The organism is Ralstonia sp. A12 (assembly GCF_000801955.1).
Taxonomy (GTDB): domain Bacteria; phylum Pseudomonadota; class Gammaproteobacteria; order Burkholderiales; family Burkholderiaceae; genus Ralstonia.
This window is the reverse complement of sequence record NZ_JSZO01000039.1, coordinates 1-26281: the sequence shown is the minus strand read 5'-3', so window position 1 is coordinate 26281 and position 26281 is coordinate 1. Positions and strand designations below refer to the sequence as shown.

22 protein-coding genes and 4 pseudogenes are annotated in these 26281 nt (G+C 60.0%); 17 read left to right on the top strand and 9 right to left on the bottom strand.

What is annotated here, in order from left to right; translation table 11 throughout:
• Positions 1 to 97: 97 nt before the first annotated feature.
• The gene (locus PI87_RS26995; RefSeq protein WP_198139636.1) at positions 98 to 2131 is read right to left on the bottom strand and encodes an autotransporter outer membrane beta-barrel domain-containing protein; all 2034 of its coding nucleotides are present in this window, start codon (positions 2129 to 2131) and stop codon (positions 98 to 100) included.
• Here PI87_RS26995 and tnpB point away from each other — a divergent pair.
• From tnpB to PI87_RS26955, 8 genes are all read left to right on the top strand, one after another.
• Entirely contained in the window at positions 2121 to 2393 is a 273-nt protein-coding gene (gene tnpB, locus PI87_RS26990) for an IS66 family insertion sequence element accessory protein TnpB (protein WP_198139635.1), read from the top strand. The genes PI87_RS26995 and tnpB overlap by 11 nt on opposite strands.
• A 29-nt stretch (positions 2394 to 2422) precedes the next feature.
• A complete protein-coding gene (gene tnpC / locus PI87_RS26985) occupies positions 2423 to 4024 on the top strand; it encodes an IS66 family transposase (protein WP_052321791.1) in 1602 nt (533 codons plus the stop codon).
• Positions 4025 to 4380: 356 nt separating this feature from the next.
• Complete coding sequence (locus PI87_RS26980) at positions 4381 to 4719, top strand: hypothetical protein (RefSeq protein WP_052321790.1); 339 nt, start codon at positions 4381 to 4383, stop codon at positions 4717 to 4719.
• Positions 4720 to 4818: 99 nt separating this feature from the next.
• Positions 4819 to 5127: a DUF746 domain-containing protein gene (locus PI87_RS29990; RefSeq protein ID WP_039600822.1), complete on the top strand. Its 309-nt coding sequence runs from the start codon at positions 4819 to 4821 to the stop codon at positions 5125 to 5127.
• A 107-nt stretch (positions 5128 to 5234) separates the two neighbouring features.
• Positions 5235 to 5441 (top strand): hypothetical protein, encoded by a 207-nt coding sequence (locus PI87_RS26970; protein WP_232314103.1) that lies wholly within the window; start codon positions 5235 to 5237, stop codon positions 5439 to 5441.
• Positions 5442 to 5756: 315 nt separating this feature from the next.
• Entirely contained in the window at positions 5757 to 6137 is a 381-nt protein-coding gene (locus PI87_RS26965) for a hypothetical protein (RefSeq protein ID WP_039600821.1), read from the top strand.
• Positions 6134 to 6568 carry a hypothetical protein gene (locus PI87_RS26960; RefSeq protein ID WP_039600820.1) on the top strand — a complete coding sequence of 145 codons (435 nt, stop codon included), beginning with the start codon at positions 6134 to 6136 and terminating at the stop codon, positions 6566 to 6568. Before PI87_RS26965 ends, PI87_RS26960 begins: the two co-directional genes overlap by 4 nt.
• Positions 6569 to 7370: 802 nt before the next feature.
• On the top strand, positions 7371 to 8390 hold the full coding sequence (locus tag PI87_RS26955) for a hypothetical protein (RefSeq protein ID WP_157003261.1): 1020 nt from the start codon (positions 7371 to 7373) through the stop codon (positions 8388 to 8390).
• 13 nt (positions 8391 to 8403) lie between these two features.
• Here the strand turns inward: PI87_RS26955 and PI87_RS26950 are convergent, their stop codons facing one another.
• Positions 8404 to 8613, bottom strand: a complete 210-nt coding sequence (locus tag PI87_RS26950) for a hypothetical protein (protein WP_039600818.1) — start codon at positions 8611 to 8613, stop codon at positions 8404 to 8406.
• Positions 8614 to 8738: 125 nt separating this feature from the next.
• Here PI87_RS26950 and tnpA point away from each other — a divergent pair, with 125 nt between their 5' ends.
• The 4 genes and pseudogenes from tnpA (at position 8739) to PI87_RS29985 (ending at position 11350) form a co-directional block, all read left to right on the top strand.
• Positions 8739 to 9116, top strand: a complete 378-nt coding sequence (gene tnpA / locus PI87_RS26945) for an IS66-like element accessory protein TnpA (RefSeq protein WP_039600817.1) — start codon at positions 8739 to 8741, stop codon at positions 9114 to 9116.
• 33 nt (positions 9117 to 9149) lie between these two features.
• Positions 9150 to 9713: pseudogene (locus PI87_RS26940) on the top strand (DDE-type integrase/transposase/recombinase); the annotation flags it as partial.
• 98 nt (positions 9714 to 9811) lie between these two features.
• Positions 9812 to 10156, top strand: a complete 345-nt coding sequence (locus tag PI87_RS26935) for a hypothetical protein (protein ID WP_157003260.1) — start codon at positions 9812 to 9814, stop codon at positions 10154 to 10156.
• Between the two features lie 267 nt (positions 10157 to 10423).
• On the top strand, positions 10424 to 11350 hold the full coding sequence (locus PI87_RS29985; protein WP_084210118.1) for a YopT-type cysteine protease domain-containing protein: 927 nt from the start codon (positions 10424 to 10426) through the stop codon (positions 11348 to 11350).
• 107 nt (positions 11351 to 11457) lie between these two features.
• Here the strand turns inward: PI87_RS29985 and PI87_RS26930 are convergent.
• Positions 11458 to 12599 (bottom strand): IS3 family transposase gene (locus PI87_RS26930; RefSeq protein WP_198139633.1). Its coding sequence is split into 2 segments (ribosomal slippage): positions 11458 to 12350 and positions 12350 to 12599, totalling 1143 coding nucleotides; the frame shifts between segments, so codons are not numbered across the junction.
• A gap of 364 nt (positions 12600 to 12963) precedes the next feature.
• On the opposite strand from PI87_RS26930, the gene PI87_RS26920 reads away from it, so the two are divergent.
• Positions 12964 to 14964, top strand: coding sequence for a S8 family peptidase (locus PI87_RS26920; protein WP_039600814.1), 2001 nt, complete (start codon positions 12964 to 12966; stop codon positions 14962 to 14964).
• 69 nt (positions 14965 to 15033) lie between these two features.
• On the opposite strand, the pseudogene PI87_RS26915 reads toward PI87_RS26920, so the two are convergent.
• Positions 15034 to 15399 (bottom strand): annotated as a pseudogene (locus PI87_RS26915) (IS3 family transposase); the annotation flags it as partial.
• A 641-nt stretch (positions 15400 to 16040) separates the two neighbouring features.
• Positions 16041 to 17164 (bottom strand): IS3 family transposase gene (locus PI87_RS26910; RefSeq protein WP_157003259.1). Its coding sequence is split into 2 segments (ribosomal slippage): positions 16041 to 16924 and positions 16924 to 17164, totalling 1125 coding nucleotides; the frame shifts between segments, so codons are not numbered across the junction.
• 61 nt (positions 17165 to 17225) lie between these two features.
• On the opposite strand from PI87_RS26910, the pseudogene PI87_RS29320 reads away from it, so the two are divergent.
• A pseudogene (locus PI87_RS29320) lies at positions 17226 to 17476 on the top strand (transposase domain-containing protein); the annotation flags it as partial.
• 293 nt (positions 17477 to 17769) lie between these two features.
• On the opposite strand, the gene PI87_RS26900 reads toward PI87_RS29320, so the two are convergent.
• The 3 genes from PI87_RS26900 to PI87_RS26890 form a co-directional block, all read right to left on the bottom strand.
• Entirely contained in the window at positions 17770 to 19896 is a 2127-nt protein-coding gene (locus tag PI87_RS26900; protein WP_052321788.1) for a DUF6055 domain-containing protein, read from the bottom strand.
• 324 nt (positions 19897 to 20220) lie between these two features.
• A complete protein-coding gene (locus PI87_RS26895) occupies positions 20221 to 21465 on the bottom strand; it encodes a polysaccharide lyase family 1 protein (protein ID WP_232314102.1) in 1245 nt (414 codons plus the stop codon).
• An 86-nt stretch (positions 21466 to 21551) separates the two neighbouring features.
• The gene (locus PI87_RS26890; protein WP_084210116.1) at positions 21552 to 23786 is read right to left on the bottom strand and encodes a LamG-like jellyroll fold domain-containing protein; all 2235 of its coding nucleotides are present in this window, start codon (positions 23784 to 23786) and stop codon (positions 21552 to 21554) included.
• A 780-nt stretch (positions 23787 to 24566) separates the two neighbouring features.
• Between PI87_RS26890 and PI87_RS29775 the strand changes: the two genes are divergently transcribed.
• The gene (locus PI87_RS29775; RefSeq protein WP_232314101.1) at positions 24567 to 24728 is read left to right on the top strand and encodes a hypothetical protein; all 162 of its coding nucleotides are present in this window, start codon (positions 24567 to 24569) and stop codon (positions 24726 to 24728) included.
• 191 nt (positions 24729 to 24919) lie between these two features.
• Here PI87_RS29775 and PI87_RS26880 read toward each other — a convergent pair.
• Positions 24920 to 25180 (bottom strand): annotated as a pseudogene (locus tag PI87_RS26880) (transposase); the annotation flags it as partial.
• A 304-nt stretch (positions 25181 to 25484) separates the two neighbouring features.
• On the opposite strand from PI87_RS26880, the gene PI87_RS26875 reads away from it, so the two are divergent.
• Together PI87_RS26875 and PI87_RS29315 are read left to right on the top strand one after the other, a co-directional pair.
• Positions 25485 to 25949, top strand: a complete 465-nt coding sequence (locus PI87_RS26875) for an N-6 DNA methylase (RefSeq protein WP_052321786.1) — start codon at positions 25485 to 25487, stop codon at positions 25947 to 25949.
• 6 nt (positions 25950 to 25955) lie between these two features.
• Positions 25956 to 26108 (top strand): hypothetical protein, encoded by a 153-nt coding sequence (locus PI87_RS29315; protein WP_157003257.1) that lies wholly within the window; start codon positions 25956 to 25958, stop codon positions 26106 to 26108.
• The last annotated feature ends 173 nt before the right edge of the window (positions 26109 to 26281 follow it).

The window sequence follows — 26281 nt, the reverse complement described above, 5'->3', positions numbered from 1 at the left end:
GGCAATCACTACGAAGACCGTGCAGCCGGCAGATACGAGTTGGTCATCCTGACAAAACACGGCGCCACGCCATCTGCGGCGCCGCGTAGTCAATCAACTACCAACCCCAGCGCACACCCGCTTTTCCATTGAGGCCATGCAGGCGCCGATCCGCACTGATCTGGTAACCCGTGCTGACGTAGAACACGCCATTCTTGGCCACCTGCGCGGTCAGCCCGCCCGTGAGTTCCAGCGTGGTACGTGGCAGCTCCGAGCTGAACGGCACAAAGCCACCGTCCGGTGACGACATCTGCGTGCCCGTCTGGCCACGGAATTCGTGCCATACATTGGCGCGCACCCACGCGGTGTGCTGACGCTCCGGCGATTCACCCCAGCGCTTGCTCACACGCACGCCCAGGCGGCCCAGCATCGAATTCACCGAATTGAAGCGCACATCGGCGGCGCCATCGTTGGCCTCCGCAAACGCGGCACGCTGGACCACGACTTGCGCTTGCGGTTCAACACGCCACTGGTCTGACAGCGCGATCGGATAACCGGCTTCGAGAGATGCGGCGTAGCCCAGCGCGTGCGTCTTCAGGCCGTTCACGCCAATCGGCGAGGCATCGGCGTCATAGCGCGTGCCCTGCACCACGCCATCCAGATACCAGCCCGACGGGCCGAAGTGCGTCCAGTACAGACCGACCGTGTTCGCGTTGACGGCATCCTTGCCGGCGTCGGCGCCATCGGCATGGGTCACATCCGCCGCGATGCGGCCTGTGCCGAAGTAACCGCCGGCGTGGTCGTGGCTGCTGTCTTCGCGCTGGCGTTGATAGACATCCGCCCCGACCTGCACGCTGCCAAAGTCGTAGCTGAACGCCGGGCCTTGGCTGCCGTAGACGCCATTGCCGTCCGACATGCGGCTGCCCTTCTGCGCGATCACGCGCGCCCAGCCCGTGCGCAGCACAGGCGATGTCCCTGCGGGTGCCGCAGCTTGGTTGCTCTCCTCGCCCACGCGTTCATGCAGCGTATCGAGCAACGCACGGCCGTACAGCAACGTCAGTTGCGGAATGGCGGTGTAGAGCGAAACTTCTGGGCGTAGCGCCGGCTGCGTGGTGCCCGTGGTGCCGCCGTTGGTGGCCTGGGTAGAGGTCTGCAGGGTGCGCAGATACCAGCTATCCGCGCTGGCCGAACCACCGCGTTGCAGCGTGTACTCATACGGGCCGGCAACCACACGGCTGGCGAGCGAGAAGGCACTGGCTTGCGTGGTCGCACCGTTGATGGCACTCACGACTTCAATGCCGTCGCCCGTAGTCTTGGCGCCAGCGCCGCCCACGTTGGTGACGCGCACCGATGTATTGCCGCTGGCGGTGCCGCCTGAGATGACAAGCTTGTCGGTGGGCGAGTTGTCAGCGCCCAGCTTGGTGTTGATGGCCAGCACACCGCCATTGCCGACGTAGTTGCCATTGACCACCAGCTTGTTGCCCACGCCCGCACCGCCAATCTGCACCGTGCCGGCGTTGTTGAGTGCCCCGTTGATTGTCAGGCTGCCGCTGCCCGTGTTGGCAAACGCCGCCAGCGCATCGGCAACCGCCACCGTGCCGTTGTTCGTGACGGCGCCGCTCACGCTGCCGTAGCCACCCAGCGAGGCGTTCGCTGCGATCTGCACATTGCCGCCGCCAGACAGCGCGGCCGTGGTGTGGGTGGCGTCGCCAACAGCTAGCGTACCGGCAGCAATGGTGGTGCCGCCCTGATAGGTATTGTCTGCGGTCAGCACCAGCGTGCCGCTGCCCGCTTTGGTGAGTGCGCCGGCACCCGTCATGCCCTGGCTGACGGTCGACGTAAAGCCCTGGGTGTCGATGGTGCCGCCAGCACTCGTGATGCTGATGGCGCGCGTTGCCGCCACGTTCAGGTTGCCCGTGAGTTGCAGCGTGCCGCCGTTGAACGTCACCCCGCCCGCCGTGCCACCCAAGGCGCTGTCCGCGCCAATGGCGAGTGTGCCTTGCGTGATGGTCGTCCCGCCGCTGTACGTATTGCCCGCCCCCAGCGTGAGCGTCCCGGTGCCGGTTTTTTCCACCGCGCCCGCACCCGAAATCTGGCCGGCGTAGCTGTCATTCGTGTCCTGCTGGAAGCGCACCAGGCCGTTGTCCGCCAAGGTCCAGACCGCACTGGAGCGAGATCCGTTCAGTGGCCACGTGTTCGTGTTCCGAGGCAAGCGCGGCGATCTGGTCAAAGTGCTGTGGTGGAGCGGTGACGGCATGTGCTTGCTGATGAAACGCCTGGAACGTGGCCGGTTCGTGTGGCCACGTGCCGATGGTGGCGTGGTGTGCCTGAGCCAGGCGCAACTGTCGATGCTGCTCGAAGGCATCGACTGGCGACAGCCCGTCCGTACGGCGGAGCCGACATCGGCGTTGTAAACCTACCGGTCGCCGCGTAAACTGCCGGCATGACCGCGGCAGACGCCTATCCGGACGACATCGAAGTGCTCAAGGCTTTACTGCTTGAGCGCGATGCACGCATCGGACATCTGGAAGACGTGGTCGAATCGCACAAGGCGGCAAACGCTACCGCCAAGGCCGAGATCGAGCACCTGAAACTGCTGATTGCGAAGCTGCGCCGCATGCAGTTCGGCCGCAGCTCCGAGAAGCTTGACCACCAGATCGAACAACTCGAGTTGCGACTGGAAGAACTTGAAGCTGACGAAGGCGCAGCCTCCATCGAGGTTCCAAAGGCGCCACGCATTGCGCCGGAACAGGCGCCACGCAAACCACTCCCCGAGCATCTGCCCCGCGAGATCCTGACGTACTGGCCGGAATCGGGTGAAACCTGCTCGGCGTGTGGCGGCCCCATGAAGCAGCTCGGTGAAGATGCCTCCGAGCAACTCGAATATGTACCTGCTAGCTTCCGCGTGATTCGCCATGTGCGCCCCAAACTGGCGTGCACGTGCTGCGACCACATCGCGCAAGCGGCGGCACCGAGTCGCCCCATCGAGCGTGGCCTGGCTGGTCCGGGCTTGCTAGCCCATGTGCTGGTCTCGAAGTTCGCGGACCATCTGCCGCTGTACCGCCCGGCGATCTATGCACGTGAGGGCGTCGATCTGGATCGCTCATTACTGGCGAAATGGGTAGGCCACTGCGCGAACCTGCTGCAACCGTTGGTCGATGCGTTACGTCGGCACGTCATGGCGGCAACGAAGCTGCATGCCGACGATACGCCGGTACCGGTGCTGGCGCCTGGCAATGGCGAGACGAAAACCGGTCGGCTGTGGGTCTACGTGCGCGACGACCGGAACTCAGGCGACATGACGCCGCCGGCGGTCTGGTTTGCCTATACACCCGACCGCAAGGGCATCCATCCGCAGCAGCATCTCGCATCGTTCAACGGCACGCTGCAGGCCGATGCCTATGGCGGCTACCAAGCGATCTACGAAACCGGCCGGGTGGCTGAAGCGGCGTGCTGGGCCCATACTCGACGGCAGTTCTACGAGTTGCATGCTGCACGGCCGAATGCCTTGAATACCGAAGCGCTGGAGCGCATCGGCGCGCTGTACAAGATTGAAGAATCGATCCGGTGCAAACCGCCCGATGAACGTCGGGCGTACCGGCAGACGCACGCCAAGCCCTGGCCCGATCAACTCCATGCGTGGCTGAGCGCCACGCTGGAGACGTTCTCGCGCAAATCCGACACGAGCCGGGCGATTCTCTATGCCCTGAATAGATGGGAGGCACTCACGCGCTATTGCGACGATGGGCACCTGGAGATCGACAACCTACCGGTTGAACGCGCGCTGCGCGGCGTGGCCATCGGACGGCGGAACTACCTGTTCGCGGGTGCCGACTCGGGTGGTGAGCGCGCGGCTGCCATCTACACCTTGATTGGTACGGCGAAACTCAACGACGTTGATCCCGAGGCGTATCTGCGACACGTGCTGGCACACATCGCGGATCACCCGATCAACCGCGTCGACGAACTACTTCCCTGGAAAGTAACCCCAGCCGAGAGAGCTGGTCATTCAATACGTTCGAGCCTGAAATGCGTTTCCGCGTAGGCGGAGTTACAGCGCCAGACCTCCTTCCCGTCTCGATCGAAGATCGCGAGCCCCTTTGCTACCGTGCACCGTGCCTGTGGAAACACCGCACCGTGTCCATTCATTGCAGCAGAGAGAGCATTCCTCTCCTTACAGCTCGCCAAGTATTTACCGTCGCGTAGAGTCATCACTACCATCGAGCGTCTGAAAGCAGTCCATCTTACCCTCTTAACACGGCAGTCAAGCAGCGCGTACTTCGTTACTATAAGCAGCACAAGCAGAAGACAGCGATGACAGGACCAAAATCACGAGGTCACTGGACCGAACATCTGCTAGATGGCGTCCTGACTAACACACATCATCTTGGCGGCTAATCGATGGCAGACCGGGGCCTTGTTGTTCTAATCGCTGTGTTTACACCTCTTGCCTTGCTCGGGATCATTTCATCCCCCAACGAATACCAGGCGATGGGATCAGGGGGTATCGATTGCGATGGTCCGATTGAGGTGCTGTTGTTTGCCGTTCCTGCGCTGGTCGTTTATTTGTTGGGTCTGGCCCGCGTCATGGCCAAGGCATGGAGGAATCGACAGACGAAAAATGTCGTGGCAGCTACCGCCTGCCTCGTCGTCTGCGCTGGCCTTATGGTCAACATTGCGCTCGCATGCGGGTATTACCTGGACACCGAACATCGAATGGTTTGCGGCCCCGGTCTCTGATTGCTGCCCGTGTAGGCCGGCCAGGCGTGGGGGCCTTCTGACATCAATCTAGACGGTACTCGTGCACCGCTTACCGAGCGTGCGTGGCGAGTGTTGCTGATGCTGGGGTGGCAAGCGTCCGGCGGGGCGGCCGCGCGTGACTTGGGGATGTCGACGGCCGTGCTGCACACCTGGGTGAAAGATTGGCGACGATGGCTGCTGCTACTCGATCCGAGCGGTGCCATGGAGGCGAGGGTAGGGCTCGGCCAGCATGCTGAGGATGTTGAGCCGAATCAGCAGGTACGTGAGACTGCCGAGAGAGGGGACCTCTTACCTAGCGCGGTCAGTGCATCGAAAACGTCCTCAATTCGCTTGGCCGACTTGAGGGGGGGGCTGAGATTTAGCTGGCTGCCTCGTACCGCGAGATGAGGAGTGCGCCGTCTCCAAATGGTTGGGGCGTGTGGGAGCGCATGCGTGCCGCGAAGCGTGACCAGTGGATGTCTCGCGCATGGATAAAGAACTCCGCAGGAGATTCGATGCTGTCTGCGGATGGCTACAGGACCAAGGTCACTAAGACCGGTGACGTCGCCTGGCGCTTTGAACTTCGAGCGGCCAATGCGGAAGAGGTCAGCTTGGCGGGGGATGGGTACCACTCCCGCGAGGCGGCGCGCTTGGCTGCCTTTGACGCAATCACCGATTTGTTGTTGCGGCAGGATGAGAGGACAACGCCTACCAATGTCTGACAGGGGGCACCCGCCCGGAAATCGGATGAATCTCACACGAGCCAGCAGTCGGAGCTTCGCCTAACGTCGCAGTCTCCGGGATAGATGTCGCTTACCTGACGAGCCATGGTTCCGATGACCTAATGCACATTGGGTAGTAGTTAGTCTGTTTTTCCGAGGCCTTGGCCAGGCAGGTCAGCTTATGATGCAAGAGAGCGTCGGTCGTTGCTCTCTCGTAACGAAGTCTGATTTCGGGCGTATTCCGAAATGGAGGGACGATACACATGAAGCGCGCCACGAACGCTGGCTACTTTGATCTTCACTGATGAGCAGGTTATGACCAAAAACCTATTTGCGGCTGTAGATGCCGCCCGCGAGGCCTACGATGCCGCCAAGCGTGAACTGAACAAGCTCTATGCCCTTCGCCAAATGCGGCATCCCGATCCGAACCGCGCCGACAATCAGCTCGCACAGGTGCGCATCGATCGAGCCTATGCCGAGATGCAGCGCTGCCTTGATCAGCTCTTGGAGGCTCAACGAAACGTGCTGCTGCCACCGCTCGCTGAGCTGGAGATGGCGGCGGTAGCGCTGCGCAAGGTAGGTCAAGAGTACCGTGATGCAGTGGCGGCTGGCAGTACCGACGCTGCTGTGTTTCAGTCCAAGTTCAACGACGCAGAAGCGCACTTCCGGTCGCAATTGGAGCGTTTCACAGGATGATGACCGAGCGCCGGACATTGGCTGGCGTCCAATTTACAAGTAAAACGCCTGGCTATGTCGGCATCGAATTGATGCAAGGAAATGTCATGTACTTCGGTTTGGCAACCATTCTGTGCCCTCATTGTGGTCGGCACAGCGCTGTGCAACCCGAGCAAGGGGACGTGGCGCAGTCACTGCAAGAACGGTGCTGTTCGATGGGAAAACACATGGAGACGTATCCGATCACAGTAGCGCGCAGCAGCTATTGCGCAGCTGATCTCAGGAAGCGAGCGAAGGTGGCGTCCACCATCAGCATAGGAATGCGCATGATGACTACCTACCGGGGCATCCAGATCTTCGTGAGGAGCCGTCACGGTGTAGTAGCGCAAAGCTGCTGGATCGCTCATGTAAAGGAGCTAAATGTGCAGCGGTTCGCGGTGCGCCAGGACTAAGGTTCAATAACAAAGGCAAACAAAATTCTCAAAATGGGGAAGCTGTGCGGAGCAAGATCAATGCAACACGCGCCCTGCATGACCGCTGATGCTGATGTCCACGTAGTGCGAGCCCTCGTACTGAACTGGCCCATAGACATCTGACTACATGTCGGCACTAACGAGCCCCGCTCATTTGCAGTTTATTCGTTCAAATTTGCAGTTATTTCGTGACACCTGCGAGAGCTTTCTAAAACCGAGCCGTTTCTCGTGACGACTGATGGGAATGCCGCTACCCGGATCATGAGCCCAAACCGAGTGGATATCACGGTCCGAGGCCGCGTACTCCGGTTTAATAGAGATGCCTGGTACAAAGAGGCAGGGCAACTCAGGCGGGTTGATATCGGCCTGCATGTCGAGCCGTGAATATTGTGTATGGCGGGCCTCATGATCTGCCGTTGGCGACATGGCGCGACGATGTCACGCCTTCCACACACTAGCGCACCATCGCCTCGAAGCAGGTGTCGCGGACAAAGCCCATCGCATCGGCGCAGGCGGTATCGCAGTACGCTCAAAGAGCACCTCACGTTGGTCGTACCGCCAACGCCCCAAAAGGTAGACAACCGCCGACCAGCAACAAGGTGTGCAAGGGGCACTGGCGCCCGTCGTTTCGCTGCAGGCGCCGCCGATTCGTCTCTATGCTGATGCGTTCCCGCCGTTCGCGGACACTCGTCCGACGTACGTAGCGCGCCAAGATTGGCGCATGCACGTCGGCACGCCGCTCAGGATGGGCCGTGGCCGGCGGCTTCTTGGAGAAACACAGATGACAAACACCATTGCTCGAGGTATGCCATTGCCGCCCGCGCGTTCGCCCGGTCAGGCTGAAGGAGCGAATGCAAATCCGCTAGTCGATGGCGGACGAAAAACGCGCCGTGCCGAGGGTGTACTGTCGACGTTTCCGCAGCGTGGCGACAGGTCGGGGAAGAGGCCGAAGATCGAGACGTCGCAGCCGAAGGCACAGCCCGCCATGGAGGGTTACTTCTACCAGCCATTCGTTGGCAATGGTTCGGTGTATTCGGTGGCGGGTGACGCGATGCGGCGCATTGCCAACGGCAAAGCGCCGTATCCTGTCATTGTTGCCAATGAGGCTGATGCCAGAGCGTTTCAGGTGCAAGTAGAGGAAGTCAAGCGTGAAATTACGGGGATGCGGGCATCCGCCTCCAAGCCATCGAAGCGAACACGCAAGCCGGCAGAGCAAGCCAGCAAGAACGCCAAGCAAGCCCTGATGCTGAATGCGCTCGAGAGCCTCCAAGTGCTGGATGCCCAGACAACCGGGGTGCTTACCAAGCTGCAATCGGATCGCTCGAAACTGTATATCGGTGGACACGGCGCACCTGGCGCGGAAAGCGTCGCCAATCTCCTCGCCGACGGTTCCCAGGTACTCCTCAGCGCGCAAGCGCTATCCATGCAATTGAAGGGGGCGGGCCTGCCGGAAGACTTCAAAGACATTCGGTCTCGGGCGTGCTGGAGTGCCAACCGCACACGTCCGCACAACTTCTCGCGGTTTGAGCGCGAATTCGCCGGCAAGCCTGACCTAGAGGCGCGGCGGGGGCGCCAGGCGCCGCTGGCGGTGCACTTGCTCAACGCATTGCATGCCGATGGTTTCACGCAAGCCAGTGTCACCGGCTACCACGGCATGAGCGTGCACCTGCCGAGCACCTTCGGCCAAGAACTCCATGCCGCCCAAAGGCTGGGCGAGGGGCCGGTCAAGCGCCGCAGCACACTCAAGGAGCGTTTCACTACACCGGTGGCGCTGCCTGCTCGCGAGCCGGACGGCGGCTGACCCCGCAGCGGCCTTAGCGTGCCGGCACGCTTTCGGCGTACTCGCGCACCATCGCCTTGAACGAGGTGTCGCGAGCAAAGCCCATCGCATCGGCGCGCGCAGTATCGAAGCGCGCCGGCCAGCTTTGCACGATGGCCTTGATGCGCGCGTCCGGCTCCCTGCGAATACGCGCGTCCTGCGCGTCGCCCGCCACCTTGCGCAACGCTTTCATCATCTCGCCCACGCGTACTGTCGAAGAACGAAATAACCGCTTGTTTGAACGAATAAACGTAAGCGCCCGGCGAACCCATCTTGAAGGAAGGCAGCGGAGCAAGGAGCATCGTGTCCATCTAAATTCTTGGTGGACACGTGAACACTATCGAAGAGAGAGCGCCAGCACAGCGTCGACGTCGGCACAGCGCCGAGTTCAAGGCCAAAGCAGTGCAAGACTGCATGCAGCCGGGTGTTTCGATCGCAGCTGTCGCTCTACACCATCGGTTGAACGCGAATCTGCTGCGGCGCTGGGTCGCCGAGCAAGAAGGGCTGGACACCGCGACCGAAGCCCGGGCATTGATGACGGCGCCGCAAGCGGAGTTCATCCCGCTGCAGATCGGCGATCCTGAGCCGACGCCATTGATACCGGATATACAGATCGAAGTGCGACGCGGTGCCGCGACGGTCAGCATTCGATGGCCGGGCTCGGCCGCGGCAGACTGCGCCGTGTGGTTGCAGGGGTGGTTGCGTTGATCCGCATCGAAGCGATTTGGCTGGCCACCGGGCCGTCCTGGCGTGCGTCGAGACAAGCGGCGACACGACGGTCGGGTAGCCGTGGACCGGAGCAATGCTCGTTGGTGCTCGGATGGCTTCGAATTCCGTTGCGACGATGGCACGCCGCTGCGCGTAACGTTCGCGTTGGACTGCTGCGACCGAGAAGCGATTAGCTGGGCGGCAACCACAGGCGGACATAGCGGTGACGTAGTGCGTGACGTGATGCTGGCTGCGGTGGAACAGCGTTTCGGCACCACGCAGGCTACTCAGCCCATCGAATGGCTGACGGACAATGGCTCGGCCTACATCGACCACCGCACGCGCCGCTTTGCGCGCGAGCTGGGCCTGGAGCCACTGACCACGCCCGTGCGTTCGCCGCAGAGCAATGGCATGGCCGAATCATTCGTGAAGACCATGAAGCACAATTACGTCGCCTATATGGACAAGCCCGATGCGCCAACGGCGCTCTCGCGTCTGGCTATTGCGTTTGAGCATTACAACGAGCGTCACCCGCACAAAGCCCTGAAATACCGCTCTCCTCGCGAGTTCAGACGTGCTGCCGCGTCATCAACCTAACGGTGTTCGCGTGTCCTGAGTTACAGGGGCAACTCCAGATCAAATCCGCCAATCCTCTGCCTCCGGAGGTGTTGCCGTACACCAGTTCACACGGCTCGTTGAATGCCGACGAAATGCTTAATGTTCAGTGGGTCAACGAAGCGATCGCCAGAATCCAGAACGGCACCATCACTAGGCGAGACCCGGACAGAGTTTCCTGGCCGTTGATTCGTGATCTGATTGGCAAAGCTCCCCCGGGAAACCCCGAGATGTACGAGGTCGAGGCTGTGCAGACCGTTTTCCGTTCGACCGATACGGATTTTGTGGAGTTGGCCTATCGGGATTGGCAGAAAAAACCTGCCGATGGTTTGGCTTCGAGGCTGTCAGAAGTGGAGATGTCAAAGGTCAAACAGTTCCTGCTCGAGCACGACATCTCAAACGCGCTTCGCAACATGCTGAATTGAGGGCTTGGTGCCGGCAGAATGTCTGAGGTGAGCCTGAGATGATCACGTCGATACAAATCCCGTCTAACAAGATGTGGGTTCCTGCCATGAACAATCCGGATCAGAAGAATCGCTCCTGCTCTCCCGCGCGGAAAACCGCCCATATTGCTTGACTATCCCCATAGAGGCTCATCGCTTTCGCAAAGAAGTCTTCCTTTTCGCGCTAGCGTTCGAGTGTATGGTGCATCTTCGATAAGAATCCAGTTCAATTGAAATTAGGGGAGTACCATGCGCGTCAAGACAGGGGCCGCTCAAATCGATCCTCACAAGTCATCCGTGTCGGGGACAACCGGACCTGCAATTTCGGTAGGATCTGCACAGGCGGTCACCCCACGTCGGGCTACTGGAGAATTGCTTGGATTGCCGCCGCGTGGCCCATCCTCAAAAAAAGTCACCGTAGGGCTACCGCTTCTTCTCGCGCCTCGGTCAACGAGCCCACTGGCTCGGAGAACTTCGCTGGACATCAAGGCGGTCTCGGACAACGGCTGCGCCAGTTCCTCATTAAGCCAAACCCGTTCGGGCAGCTACCAGTCGTCCGCAATGTCTCCGCGTCACTCTACCACTTCGGTGCTTGACTCCTTTAGCGATAATGACCATGAGCTTTCGGACTATCAAGTAGCATCAGCTGATCTCAATAGAGCCAACATCTGTGCAGGCTTGGCCACGGAATGGCTGCGCTTAAAAGACGCGGGTACCGCCAGCAGTCGGCTAGACAGACTAGCGCTGGGGAGCGAAGCATACGACACCGCTGCTGCGAGACATGGTCGATACCATGACGCTATCGCGCACGCCCACCGAAGCGGCGCAGAGGAACCAATTACCGAGGGCGCAAAGGCGATTTTGCGGGATGCAGGTTTGCGAAAGATTGGCGCATCGACGACGATTTATTGCTCTCCTTACCGAGGGTTAGGCGGCGTCGCCGAACATTTGGCGAAAAGCAACACCAGATACCTCGTCAGCCTGCGGTTCCTCTGTGGTCAGGGCCATGCAATTGCTGTTGCGACCAGAGGAAATCGTACAAAGTTGTTCGATCCAAACTCCGGAGAGTACGAAGCCACACCCGATCAAGTACATGGACTTCTCCGATTACTAGCCGCCCACTATGATGCGCAGGATTTGACGCTCGCCGGAGTCAATCTGCATCGGGTCCAATGACGATTCAATGCTGGGACGCGTTTTCAGCTCGGTCTGTAGTCTCCTCCAGTACTCGTACCCAAGATTGGTGTTCCATGCGGTGCTCGGATGTTGACCCTACACCGGAATTAGTACCGCGCAGAAGTAGAGATTTCCGGCGTCGTTGAATCGTCCGTCGAGGCGTTTTTCCTTGCCTGACGGGCGAATTCGGCGGGGGTCGCCCACTGCAGTGCCGAGTGGGGACGGCTCTCGTTATAGTACCGCCGCCAGTCGGCGATTTTGCTCCGAGCATCCTCCAGGGACAAGAACCAGTGCTCGTTCAGGCACTCCTGCCGGAACCGCCCGTTGAAGCTCTCCACCTTGGCATTGTCGGTAGGCGTGCCTGGCCAACTGAAGTCGAGTTCTACGCCGTGCTCGTATGCCCATCGGTCCATTGCCTTCGAGATGAATTCGCTGCCGTTGTCGACCTTGATGGTTTGAGGCGTGCCGCGCGGGGCAACAACGGCATCGAGCACTCGCACAACGTCTTCCCCTTTCAGGCTTTGGCCGACTTCGATGGCCAGACTTTCCCTGGTGTAGTTGTCCACGACCGTCAACGCACGCAAGCGCCGGCCGTCGAACAGAGCATCGGATACGAAGTCCATGCTCCAGATTTCATTGATGGCGGTCACGATACTCTTGGGCTGACGCAGCCGCGCCGACTTGTTGCGCTTCGGGCGCTTATGCCGTAACGACAGGCCCTCCGCTCGATACAGGCGATAGACGCGTTTGTGATTGTCTTTCCAGCCTTCCCGCTGCAGCATCACGTGCACACGGCGATAGCCGTAATGCACGCGCGCGGCCGCAATCTCTTTGATGCGTGCAAGCAATGCCGACGAGTCGCGAGCAACCGACCGATATCCGTACAACGAGCGCGACATGCGAAACAACGCCCAAGCTTTGGTCAGGCTCACTCGATAGCGGTCACGCAACTCGTCAACCAGCGTGCGCTTGCGGGAAGGCTTCAGAGCTTTTTTGGCGGCACGTCCTGCAGCATGGCCTTGTCCAGGCTCAGGTCCGCCACCAACCGCTTGAGCTTCGCGTTCTCTTCCTCGAGTTGCCGCATCCGGCGCAACTCCGAAGGGCCGACACCCCCGTACTTCTTCTTCCAGTTGTAGAACGTCGCTTCGCTGATACCCAGCTTGCGACACACCTCTTCGACCTTCGTACCCAGCTCCGCCTGCTTGAGCGCGAACGCTATCTGCGCCTCGGTGAACTTGCTCGTCTTCATGGCATGTCTTCCATTTCAAATCGTGAAAATCATGCCGGATTCTCTACTTCTCAGTGATACTGTTTCTTGGTGTAGGGTCACAAAACGGTGACGGCGCAAACTGATACAGCTTGAATTTGGTCGCCGCAGCCGCGCGCAAGCGTGATTGGTTTGCTGGGCCATCTGCCTAGTATACGTGTACATCCGCGCAGTTGCGAATTTAAAGCACGTCGCCGATGAGAATTGTTGAGAATACTTCAATCGGAATTGGATTAAATATTCCGGACAATACACGCTATGATCTTTGGACGCTAACTATAAATGGCGTGAACAAGAGCCAAAGTACAATTCATTTCTGCATTTTCATCGTCTTATTTTCAATCGCATGAAAATTACTAGACCGATACGGATCGTCCAAGCATGCATTGCAACTAGCGTTATCGCCTACCCTCTCTCGCAGGCTATACCTGCGAACAAGGTCACAACGACTGCGGCTAGAATCGGTCAGGTTTCGCAATTGATCGTGAAAGAGAAAAATGTAGCTTTCGCGCAGACGGAGCTTGCTGCGATATCCTCAAAGGCGAGTGCGGCACATCGTGTTGATGTTGTCACGATTCAGCGCTGGTCGGCTGCTGCGCAAATGCCCATGGCATACAAGCGGCCGATGTCCGACGGCGCCCATGTTGTGCGGTTGCCGCACCTTATGTCAGTCGGCGACGCGCAAACGATTGCCAGTCGTATGGAAGCGAGTGGTCAATTCGAATACGTGTCGGTGGACCATATATGGCATACCCATGCCTTGGCTTCCGATCCGCTGTTCGAGTCTCGCCAATGGAATTTGATGTCGCCCGCTACTGTGCCTAGCGGGGCAAACGTGACGACGGCGTGGGACAAAACAACGGGCAATCCTTCCGTAGTGGTCGGCGTCGTTGATACTGGCCTCCTTCCTGGGCATGCTGATCTGGCAGGTGCCATGATTACACCCGGTTTCGATTTCATCAGCAACACAGCTATGACCGGACAAGCGGATCCGCAGACCGGCCAGGCCATTCCCAACGGTTTTACTGAGAATGATGGTGATAACGGGCGGGATGCCGATCCGAGCGACCCTGGAGACTGGATTTCCGACGCAGAGGCCACCAGCTACCCAGTGCTGTGTGGAGGTGCAAGTGCTAGCACTTGGCACGGCACTTTCGTCGCAGGTCAAATCGTAGCCCAGCGTAACAACGGCATTGGCATCGCCGGAATCGCGCCCGGCGTACGCCTACAGATGGCCCGTGCGATGGGCAAATGCGGTGGGGAAACTTCCGATATCATCGATGCGATTAATTGGCTTACCGGCGGCAGCGTCCCAGGTGTCCCTGACAACTCCACGCCAGTTAAGGTGGTGAACGCTAGTATTGGCGGTGGCGGTCCCTGCAGCAGTGCAGTGCAGAGCACTATCGATGCTGTGCGCGCGCGTGGCGCCAGTATTGTTGCCTCCGCGGGCAACGACGCGGATGTCGTCAACATGCCGGCCAATTGCCGCGGTGTCATCGCCGTGACAGCCCACACTTTTGACGGTGATAAGGCTGACTACGCCAATATGGGGCCTGAAGTTGCCATCAGCGCACCGGGCGGTGGAAACGGCGCTGTGATCGTTGGGGCGGGCGCGCGCATTGTATCGCTGTCGAACTTCGGGGCGAGCGCGCCGATAGCCTCACCCGCGGGCGATGCCTACATATTGAGACGGGGCACCTCGATGTCGGCGCCGCAGGTGACGGCTGCAATTGCGCTTATGCTATCGGTTACCCCCACACTGGCGCCTGACGAGATCACGGCGCTGCTGGCGCAATCGGCGCGACCGTATCTACCCGGCACCTATTGTGCTTTGCATCTCAACGACTGCGGTGCGGGTATGCTGGATGTGGGGGCTGCTGTCGCTTTGGCCGGAGGTCAGTCGACGCTCCATGTTGCGCCGTCGGCAACTACAGGAACGGTTGGCAACACGATCACACTAACGGCCGTCGGTGTCGCGGGCCCCGGCAAGTCCATCACTGGCATCTCCTGGGCGCAAACTGCTGGACCGGCTGCTATGCTGACGACATCAACGCCTGATGCCAATGGCACGGCGATGGCCACGTTCACGCCGGCGGCCGCTGGCACCTATGCCTTTACTGTTACCTTGACCTCAAGTGACGGCAGTTTGGCGACGGACATGGCCACGATAACTATCACGGCTGCCGCCATCCCTGGTGAAACGGGCGGGGTGAGTAAGCCAGGCAGTGGTGGCACACCAACCGAAAGTAGGAACGGTGGAGGCGGCCATGTGCGGGTGTTGCTAGCGGTTTCTCTGTTGGTTGCCGGTTTGGCAAGCTATCGCGGCCGGCGGACCGATAACTACTAAACGCCCCGTATATGATCCGACAAACACCCATCCCGGTTCGAGGGGGATGCGGCAGAAATCTTGGATTGGTTAAGCGAAGATTCCAAGGCTCCTGCGGTACTCGACAAGGCTCAGAGAGCCCAGCGAGATCTTGGCCCGCTTTTCGTTATACCAACGGATATAGGAGTCCAGAGCCACGATGAACTACTCGATGGTTGTGGAATGCCAGTTCCGAGGATAGAACAGTTCGGTTTTAATCCGACCGAAGAAGCCTTCGCATGCCGCGTTGTCAGGCGAATACCCCTTGCGCGACATCGAGCGCACCAGCTTCGCATCGGCAATGCGCGTCAACCAGTCTGGCCAGCGATAGTGCACGACAGGCCGCGCGTTGCTGGATGCAACCGTCTCGATCGCAGCATCCAACATGGAGTTGACCAGATCAGCGTCTGGGCGCGAGGCGGCGTAGCGTCCTACCTGCACGGCGTCGATGGGAGCGGCTATGAGTTCAACGGACGCAATGTCGTCTTCGAGATTTACGAGACTGGGCAATTGCTTGTGCTCAGAACTTTTGAAGAGCAGTAGCTGGATAGAGACCAACTTATCAACCGGGCAGACCTGCCCGTCGCGCGTCTGGCTAGCGCGAGCCCTGATATGCGGGAAACAGAATAGAAGTCCATACCCCGGTGCTGGACCCTATTGATGATGGCGTCTCTGAGGCACTACGCAGCGAGATTCGAGCACTTGTCGATGCGAAGTACTTGGTCGACAGCTGGCGCGTAGCGCGACCGGACGCTGGCTGACGACTGCTTTCCACGATGGTGACGGTCCTCGCCTCGGCACGGATCTGTTTCGAACCGTGTTACCTTTCAGCGATCTGAGCCGCACGGGAAAAATCTTATTTGCTTGGGTGCCGACTGCGCAGACTATGGGGGCCAGTTGGAAGTGGACAACGTTATCCGTACCAGAATACGAGCGCGAAACGCTCCGTGCCAAGCTGCTGGCCCCGGCTCGTGTGAGCGTCGGTCGGGATCGTGCAGAAATTATCTGGATTCAACCGCTCGGACTCTTCCTTGCACATGAGTGACCTGCCCCCGGTTTTAGTACGAAACGCAGGTGGAGTCCGAGGTTAAAAACTCTTTCTGCTTGTGCCCCTGCGCGAACTGCGCCGGGGTCAGGTAGCCAAGCGAGCTGTGAGGCCGCTCGGTGTTGTACTCGATACGCCATTCCTCAATCAGCCGCCTGGCGTGGCGCATTGAGACGAACCAGTGCTCGTTCAGGCATTCATCGCGGAACCGCCCGTTGAAGCTCTCGATGTAGGCATTCTCCACTGGCCTGCCGGGCTGGATGAACGACAGCGTGACACCCGCTTCGTAGGCCCATGCATCGAGCACCTTACCAGCGAACTCCGGACCGTTGTCCACCGTGATGGAGGCGGGCAAGCCTCGCATCTCCTTCAGCCGTTCAAGCACTTGCTTCACCCGCAGGCCCGGCAACGAGGTGTCAACCTCGATGGCCAGGCACTCGCGCGTGTAATCGTCGACCACGTTCAGGCATCGAAACCGCCGACCATAGGCCAGCCCGTCGGAAACAAAGTCCATCGACCAGTTCTGGTTCGGGCCCGTTGGTAACGGCAGTGGCGTGCGTTCGACAGCCGCAATGCGCTTGCGTCGCCGCTTGCGCACGCTCAGCCCCGCCTTGCTGTACAGCCGCCAGATGCGCTTGTGGTTGGCCAGCCAGCCCTCCCGTTGCAGCAGCACGTGAATTCGGCGATAGCCGTAGCGGCGCTTCTGCGCGGCGATGGCCATCATCCGACCCGTCAGCGCTTCGTCGTCAATTCGGCGGCGTGATTCGTAGCGAAACAGCGAGCGCGAAATCCCTACCAGCCCACAGGCCCGGGTGACACCCATGGCGCGTTCGGTCATCAATATCTGGACCGCTTCGCGCTTGGCCTGCGGGCTTGCTACTTTCGAGCCAGCAGGTCCTTCAGCGCAGCGTTGTCGAGCATAGGTTCGGCCAGCAGGCGCTTGAGCTTGTTGCTCTCCTGCTCCAGCTCCTTCAGGCGCTGTGCTTCGGAGACCGTCATCCCACCGAATTTCGCCTTCCAGTTGTAGTAGGTCGCTTCCGAGATGCCGTGCTTGCGGCACAACTCTGCCGGCCTCAGGCCTGCCTCGGCTTCCTTCAGCACGCCAATAATCTGCTCTTCGGTGAATCGCTTCTTCATGACCGCTCCTCTTGGGAACGGACTCTACATCGTCAACGTACCAATCGCGGGGAGCAGGTCACGCGCCCTAAGCGGCGCGGCACTCGGTCGCCGCAACTACATGTTTGTGGGCTCGGATTCTAGAGGCGAACTCGCTGCCGCGATGTACAGCTTGATCGGAACGGCGCGAATGAACGGGCTTGATCACGAGGCCTACTTGCACTACGTCATCGAGCGCATCGCTGACCACCCCGCCAACCGCGTCGGCGAATTGCTGCCATGGAACGTGGCTGAGCGTTGCCGGCGTCCGCCAAGACCGCGCCCCTCCAATAACGCTTCCGTTAGCCGCCGTCAACACCATCAGCTACGGTGCTGATCGGGTGTCCTGATCACCAGCTGTGGGGGCTTCCTTGGCCGCAAGGGCGATGGAGAATCCGGTGCCAAGGCAATCTAGCTTGGACTCAAGGCAGTTCATGTCGCGGCTCAAGCCTTGCAGGCGCTACGTGCGGTGGGCGACTCTGCGAGTTGTGTATAAGACAATGCCTTCAAGGACCTGACATCGCCGGGCAAGCACTGAACAGAAGCTGGCTTGCCGGCGACACCCGGGTACAGGGTTCATGCCTTCATCAACGCCACTGGATCTGGGCCTTAGTGTTGATATCGGCGCTGCCGGTCGTGGAATTGGCGTCCACGAACCCTGACAGGTTGCCCGCGCTCAGATTCAGGCCGGGGCCGCGGTATTCCACGTCGCCCAGCAGGTTCACATTGCCCGAGGCGGCCTGTCCGTCTTCAAAGAAACCTAGCGGGTAGAAGCTTGTGCGAACCTGCGCGGAGCCGGAAACGGAGAAGGCATTATTGGGGCCATCGTTACCGGTTTCGCCGATCACGGTCAGGCCACCCACCGTGCCGCCGGTGACGGTGCCGTTGGCGATGATCGCCTCGTCTTCAATGCGCACGTTGCCGCTCACCTGTGCGCCCGGCATCACCGTGGCGTAAGGACCGACGAATACCGACATCAATGTGCCGGCCGGTGCGCAGCCGCCTCCGTTGGGATGGCGCTGGGTGCCGCTCGGGCAGGCGGCGCGCTGCCCGTTCTGGAAGCCCTGCGGCCAGGCATTGTCCAGCTCGATCATGTACGGGTAGCGCCAGATGGTTCCATAGGCTTGTTCCGCCACGATGGACTGATAGACCGACGGCGTGGCCGTGACCACCAGGAACAGCGGTTCGCCCAGGTTGACCTTGAAGGTCAACTGACCGTCCAGGCCCCTGCGCAGTGCGCTATAGCGGGCTGTGGTGAACTGCTGGTCGGTGGCCACCAGCCCCCAGCGGAAGTCTGCGTCGGAACCCGGCTGATTGACGCCGCGGAACTTGATGGTCACCGTGCTGGCTCCAGCGGTCGGGTACAGGCGGACGACGTTGTAGCCGAAGCGCTGCGGGGCACCGTAGAACGGCGACACGAAGCGGTGGTTGCTGGTCCAGTTGTCGTCCAGCGCTTCCAGTGGCAGCAGGCGGTGCATGCGCTCGGACTTGTTTGCCAGCGCGATGTTGCCGTAGGTGCTGCGAAAGGCGTTGCCCGAAACCTTGTAGTCCCAGGTCACGTTGTGCATGGCCCAATCGCCGAAGAAGTCGTTCAGTTGCGACAGGTTCCACCCGCGCGAATTCATGATGTTCAGGAAGGCGTCCGAGCCGGCAGTCGTAAAGATTGCTGAGGTCGCCGACGGGCCGTACTTGTCCTTGAGGAACTCCATGAACTGCCAGTCACAATACATGTCTCGGGACGACCCAAGATACAGATGCGGCACGTTGGCCAGCATCTCGGTGCAGTGGGCGTTGTCGCGATTCTCCGGCAACTGGTGCGCGGTATAGTTTGCGTGGCTCTCCGAGACCCAACGGCAGTTGTTCGGGTCCGAGCACGAAAGACCGCCGTTGGAAGCCCACCAGTACTGCCAGGTGTGAGTGAACTCGTGCGTCAGCCCCCAGTGATCGAGCAAGCCGTCGGGCCCCATCTCCATGCTGAGGTGGTCCTGTGCCCAGCCCCCGCCGCTCAACCCGAATGACGAGCTGATGTGAATGGACGGCTTGATCTTGGTGGCTGTGTTGTAGAACGGCTCCGGCATGTACAGATTGGAGTCGAACAGGTTGTGCCAGACCGTGTTCTCCAACGTGTTGGCAGCTTCGGTCAGCTTAGCCGCAGAAATGTTCTCGTCGGAATAGAAGGCAAAGTGCGCCGACTCCTTCACCAGCTTGAAACCTGGGTGATCGGGAGACGGGCCACCTGCAACCCAGGTGCCGCTCACGGTCTGCGGCTTGCTGGTGACAGAAGTGTTCCACTGCGTGCCAACCGTACCGTTGTCAACCGTGCTAGTCGTGGCAATTTGAGCCAGCGCCTGGCAACGCTTGACCTGGCCGGGATACGGATCGGAACCGAAATACGCCGTAGTGCACTCAGCTTGGCCGCTAACCGAGCGCATCACCCACTTTGTGCCGAAGCCGTAACGCACGCTATGGGCGCCGTTCTTGATGGTGAACGACTGGCCTTCCGTGGCCACCGTGACCCATTGCGTGGATTCCACTTCGATCTTGGCAGAAGCGGTCGAAGCCGCCGTGGCAGTCGCGTCGTCACCGCTATCGCCGCCACCGCAGGCCGCCAGTATCGACGCACTGCTTGCCACCGCCAGAATGAGCAGACGCCGCCGGAGTGGCGCCGCATATGCGGCGAGGCCGGCCGACAGTGAAGCTTCCTTAGCGCACATCGTTGATACACCCTTTATAAGGTTAATTTTCTTGAATGCAAGCCGGACTGATCTTGCGGGCGCAAGCCGCACTCCCCAGGACTTGAGCGCCATTGGCCGCACGACAATACGCCCGGCTATTGCCGGGCACCGAAACACCCGACGCCCGAGCGCTTTTTCATTCGATGCCTTCGGGTGATGGCTCGCACAGGGACGATGTCTCCGCAAACCGTGTGGAATCCGGTGGCTCTATCAAAGCGCAGGCCCTTGGGGTCGCACTAGTGGAATTCCAAGGGCTCCGCCTTCTTGCTTTCTTATCGACCTGATTCGTTGCTAAGACCGCGCTCAGATATGCCCAGGCCCGGCGTGCGCCTTCACCGCCTCCGGCACGGCACTCGCCTTGTACGGCACGACGATCTTAGATTTGTCGACCGACTTGAACGCATGCATGACGATCGAATCCTGGGTGAAACCGCTTGTCACGGAGGCCGGCTGGACTACGTTGCCCAAGCAGTTGCGTCCGAACGTCGCCTTGCATTGCGCCTGCGTTGCCGCATTCGGCCCGCCCTGCGCACCGAAGACATAGCCGTTATCCGGGAGGATCGGCACACTCACGTTATCGAAGTAGTTGCCTTCGACCAGAACGGTAGACTGTTCCCTTGCGTCCAGCGCATGCCAAGCCCCATCCTGGAAGTAGTTATTGACCAAGTGAACCACCGCTTGATTGCCGAGAATCTTTGGCTCACGGCCAGAGAATTCGTGGAACCAGTTGTTGGAGAACGTGACCGTCTGTTCGGAGGCGTCCATCAGGACATTCCAATAATGTTTGCCATTGCAGGCGGGCGAATAGACGTCGTTGCCGTCGAAATCGTTCCACGAGATGGTGACGTTCGAGGTCGGCCCGAAGTGGTCCACGACCATCTGTCGGCCGATGTTATGGAAGCGGTTGTGATCGACCCACACGTGATCCACATGCTCCAGCGAGATGCCATCACCCACGAAAATGACGCCATGGTTGATGTCGCTAATCGTCAGGTTCCGGATGACGACGTTGCTTACCTCATTGAGCCGCAAGCCCTTGCCTTTGAGAATGCCAGTCGTACCCACACCGATCACTGTCTTGTTCGAACCGACCATCAGCGGGTTGTTGCCGGCGGTGTCATAGGTGATCTGAGTGACCGACTTGCCGGTGCAGTGCGTATCGCTCGAATTCAGCAGAACCAGCGCCTCGGTCTTGTACGGTGCGGCGCAGACGTTGCCCGGATAGCAGCCGGCCCGGTGGCTTTTGCCCTCGGTACCGGTGTAGTCGATCGTCGTAGCGATTTGGATGACGCGCGGCGTGGTGTCATTGCACGCCCCAGTACCGTCATAACTGCCGCACAGCGCGTTTTTCAGTTGCTCGCGGCCCTTGATCGGGTCGTTGACCACGACCACCTCGCCGCCGGCTCCGCCGGTCGTGCCAGCGCCAAAACCCTCCGGCATGCTCGCCATCGGATTATCCGATGCTTGGCTGACTTGCGCCGCACTAAATAGAGCCAAGCAACCCAGCGCCAAGGTAGCCGCTTTCAGGCTTTTCTTATTCACAAACATCTCGATTTCCTCGTTTTTAAATACTTACAAAAATAAATCTAATTTATTTTTATTACTGCTTCGCCATCACAGCAGACAACCTACCGTCAACTATTCGTCAGCGAGGCAACCTGCGCGGCGGTCAACGCGCCACGATGGATACGGAATTCGTCGATCCGCCCGTTGAAGGTCGGATCGGCGGCAAACTGCGAGCGGCCGAGCCAGTTCTGGTTGGTACTGCCAAGGCGGAATGGCGCGAGGAACATTTCCGTGTTTGCGTTGACCGCGCGGCCATTCACATACAGCGTGGCGGTGGTGCCGGACAGCGTGACGGCCACATGCGTCCACTGGCCGACCGGCAAGGCGCTGGCGCCCGTGACACCCTGCGTGCCATGAGGGCCGTTGACCGTCGTCGCAAACTCCATTACGCCGGCGCCGTTGCACGGCATCAGCGTCAGGTAGCGGCCCGTGCCGGCGCCGAAGTCGAAGATGCGCGCCCAGGTTTGCGAGGCGTTCCAAAGCACCCAGGCCGAGATGGTGAAATCGGACAGATTCACCATCAGGTTGGACGGCAATGCGACGTATGCACCGGCGCCGTTGAGCGACACGGCGTTGCCTGCATGGCCTGCCGCCCGGGCGGCGCCTCCCTTCAACGTACCGGTATGACCATTGGCGGAACTATCGGCAGCGGTGGTACCACTGGTTTCGTCGAAGGCTAGGTAGGTCTGCACGTGAAGCGCCGTAACGACCTTGCGCTCGTTCGACGGCTTGGTTTCTCCCGAGGGCGTCACGGCCGTGACGACGTAGTAGTACGTGCCGACCGAGGGCGGCGTGTCGGTGAAGGTTAGCGGGTCGGTAATGCCAATGCGGATCGTGGTGTAAGGACCGCCGGAGATCATGGCACGCTTGACGTTGTAGCTCCTGGCATTGGACGTGCCCCACCACGACAGTACCACCCTGCCTGCGCTCGCGTAGCCGATCAGGTTGATGGGCGTGGCGACGGGAGTGCCCGGATCGCGCGTGCAAGTGAGTGTGCCATAGCCGAGCTGGTCGAAGCCGCCACTGTTGGGGCCGTAATTACCGCCGCCGCCCTCGGGCTCGATCAGATCGGCAAACTTCTTGCTGTACGGCGCGGCCAAGCCCTTGCGGTTGATGTAGTGGTTGGCCACCAGCGCCCAGCAGGGGCGTTCTATGCCCTGTGCCACCGTCGATAGCCCGGTCTGCGTCACGTCCACGTTCTGGTACGTGACATAGGGCACGGTGTAGTAGGTGCTGCCCGACTGGATCAGGTTGGTCTTGGCCACATACTCGGCACCAGCCAGAAAACGGTTGTTGTCGTAGCCGTACAGGTCGACGTTCTGGTTCCACGCCATCTCGCAGATGGCGCCACCCAGCGCGATGCCCATCGTGTTGTGCCCCTGATCGCGGCCGCTCTCCTGCCACTGGCCCAGGTTGCCCGGGTGCACGTAGTACACCGCCTGCTCGATGCAGCCGTTGCCCGCACCGTTCTTGAAGTAGAAGATGGCCTCGTTAAACAGCGCGGCATCGTCGCACAGCACACCGATGGCGAGAATCGACGCAATGCTGCACAAGTCCCAGTTGGCCCAGTAATGCGTGATGTCGGTGCCGTTGTGCCCGTTCAGGAAAGCGTAGTTGATGGGGTAGAAGATGGTACGCATCATCTTCTGGAACCTCGTCAGCCCGGCAGCGCTCCAGCCGGGGTAGCTGCGCACGATCTCGCCCACGTTGGCGAGTTCGTAGCCGTAGATACCCGCGGCCAGGACGACGTTGCTGTTGCCCTCCAACGCGGTGAGTGTGGACGACCATTCATCCAGGTACTTGACGGCATGCTCGGCATAAGCTGTGTCATCCGAGACCTTCCAGCGCAGGGCACAGGCATACGCTGCCGCCACGTCATTGAAGAGGGTGGGGTAGTTATCGTGATCCGTGCCGCGCGAAATGACGGCACACGGACTCGGGTTGCGAGATAGGCTCGCGTGGTAGTTGTCGACCAGCATGTTCCAGCCGTCGATCCAAGGCGACGCCTTTGCGGCAACCTTGTTACGCATGCGCGTGAAGTCGACGTCGGTATGCAGCAGCCCTGGGTGCACAAATGCCACCGTGACAGCCGCCTCGATGGCGACAGTCGAATTCGTCGAATCGGAGGAGACGGCAGCCGTGTCGGAAGACGATGCCTCGGTGCCGTCGTCTTCGCGGCCCCCGCAGCCGGTCAGCAGCAGGGCGCTAAGCCTGTAGAAAAAATGCCGCCTGGAAATGTTTTCGATCGCCGCATCCGGCAATGCGAGCGCACCAGACTGCGCCGTTTCTAATGGTTCGTTCATCACACCCGCCCTTCGTTTGTTTTGGTTTTCACAGCGGGCGAGAATACGCAGGAAGCGTGTCAGATACCCAGCTACAGTAGGGTTGTACCCGCCACGAAAAAGGTAGCACAACCCATCAACTTCGCTCAATAGAGCGACCATTTGTGTGAAGTTTGTTGAGGATGAAGTGTCAATTATTGACGACTCATCATCTTTGTTTGGCCGTGCGCATGGCGTGCCGGCGCCCCGGAAACAGGAATGCGGCACACCCATCGGCGTTCACCGGGGCAGATTGCTACAACTTTGCGAACACCATTCTTTTTGGTAATCCCCCCAAACCGGACCAGAGTTACCCTGGTCCGACGATGAAACGATGCCCCGAGTGTTCCGCTAGCAGGCCGTACAAGCTGTCAGATGGATGGTTCAAGTGTCGCGTCTGTGGCAAGCGTTTTAGCTGGACCTCCATATGGGATTCGGTGCGGCTAAGCAGTCGCGAGAAGACGCACTTGCTGGAGTTGTTTGTGCTTGGTGTGCCGGTCTACCGGCAGCGCTTCGACACTTCGGTCAGCGCTAAGTCGCGGGAGCGTTTCTACCGACTCATCCGTGCCTGCATGGCGCAGCAAGAGCAGTTGCGTGAGCCGTTTGCAGGCACTCTGGAATGCGACGAAACCACGTTTGGCGGGGGCTCGACACGGCAAACGCGGTTGGGGTGCAGCAGGCAAGGTGGTGGTCTTCGGCATCGTCAAGCGCAATGGCTAAGTGAAGGCTGCCCCCATCGCTCAGCACGACCGGGCGGCCATCATGGACCAGATTCAGGCTCACCCTCGAGAGGGGTCGCTGTACTACACCGATGCCAGGCAGGCATACGCCACTTTGAGGCTACGAGGTGACCACGTGGTGGTGCTCAAGGAGAAGGGTAAGCCGGTCGGCCGGGATCACATCAACGGCATCGAGGGTTTCTGACGCTATGCCAAGAACTGGCTTTATCCGTACCGTGGCGTACCCAGCAAATTCTTCCATCTTTATCCGGCTGAAACCTGCGATCGCTACAACCACCGCGATGAAGACCTGAGACCCTTGCTACGCAAGCTTCTACAGGCAACCCCTACCCTTGAAATCAGGCCCATTTTGATCCGATTTAGGTAGGAATTACCTTTTAAAATGGTCTTCTCGCGCTCAAGGCGCTCAATGCGCGCCTCAAGCTCCTGGATATGCTGCTGATCCGGGGTCATGGCCTTGCCGTGCGGCGTGATGCCCTGGCGCTCCATCTGAAGCTGCTGCACCCACCGCCGCAGCACCGACTCGGCGATGCCGCCCGAGCGACTTGCTTTGATATGGCTATAGCCTTGGTCGAGAACCAGGCAGGCAGCCTGCTGCTTGAATTCAGGGGAAAACGAACGACGTTGCTTGGCCATCAGACACCTCTTCACAGCGAGCATTCTCGCCTAAGTGAGTGTCCGGATTCATTAGACCACTACACTCCCACCCCCCGCCCGCCCCAGGGCGGGAGCGAGGGAAGCCGAGCGAGAGGATCGCTCGTATGCGCCTCTCAGAAAGAAAAAGCCCCAAGCAGCTTGTAACCGCCCAGGGCTTCCCGACCACTTTCTTCATGGAGGCTCATGAACTATGGCTAAGCGCCAGTCTACCTACTTGGACCTCCACCAGCAGGCGTTGGTGAGATTAATTGAGCAATGCGCACGCCGTCATCGGCGGCATGATGTGTTCCGCGACTTCTGCGAACTTGCAGCGCTGTCCATCAGCAACCGTGTCGACCTGCTGCAGTACGACGCACGCGAAGCGCGTTACCTGGAGATCATCCAGCGCTACGAGCGAGAGGAAGTCGAATACTTCCCGCGCATGCTGGCCCACCTGTTGGAGTCGTTGGAGGGCGGTCACAAGGATGCGCTGGGTCCGATCTTCGAGGCGCTGCAGTTGGCCGACCACTATCGCGGTCAGTTCTTCACACCATGGGAGGTGTCGCGCCTGATGGCCAAGATGCTGTTCTCCGGCGCGGCGGCCGAGATCGAGCGCAAGGGCTTTATCACGTTGATGGAGCCCGCCGCCGGCGCCGGCGGCATGGTGATCGCGGCGGCTTCTGCACTGCTCGATGAGGGCGTCAACTATCAACAGACCATGCATGCCACGCTCATCGATATCGACGCGATGGCCTGCCACATGTGCTAAGTGCAAATGGCGCTGCTGCGTGTTCCCGCGATTGTGATTCACGGCAACGCATTGGCGCCGGACACGGTGTGGGGCCATTGGGTGACGCCCGCCCACGTGATGGGCCTGTGGGACGTGCGTTTGCGCCGCCGTGATCGTGAAGAGGCAGAGCGGGAATAGGTTGGCCAGGAAGAGGGTGCCAATGAGATCGCAAGCGAAACGGCGCACACCCTTCGGACTGGGCCGGAACCGCTCGCACAACACCGCGCGGCAATCGTGACGCGCCGCATTGCGCAGAGCGAGCAGCTCGACTTGTTCTCATCCTGCCCCTAGGGGCTCGAAGCTGCCCGCAA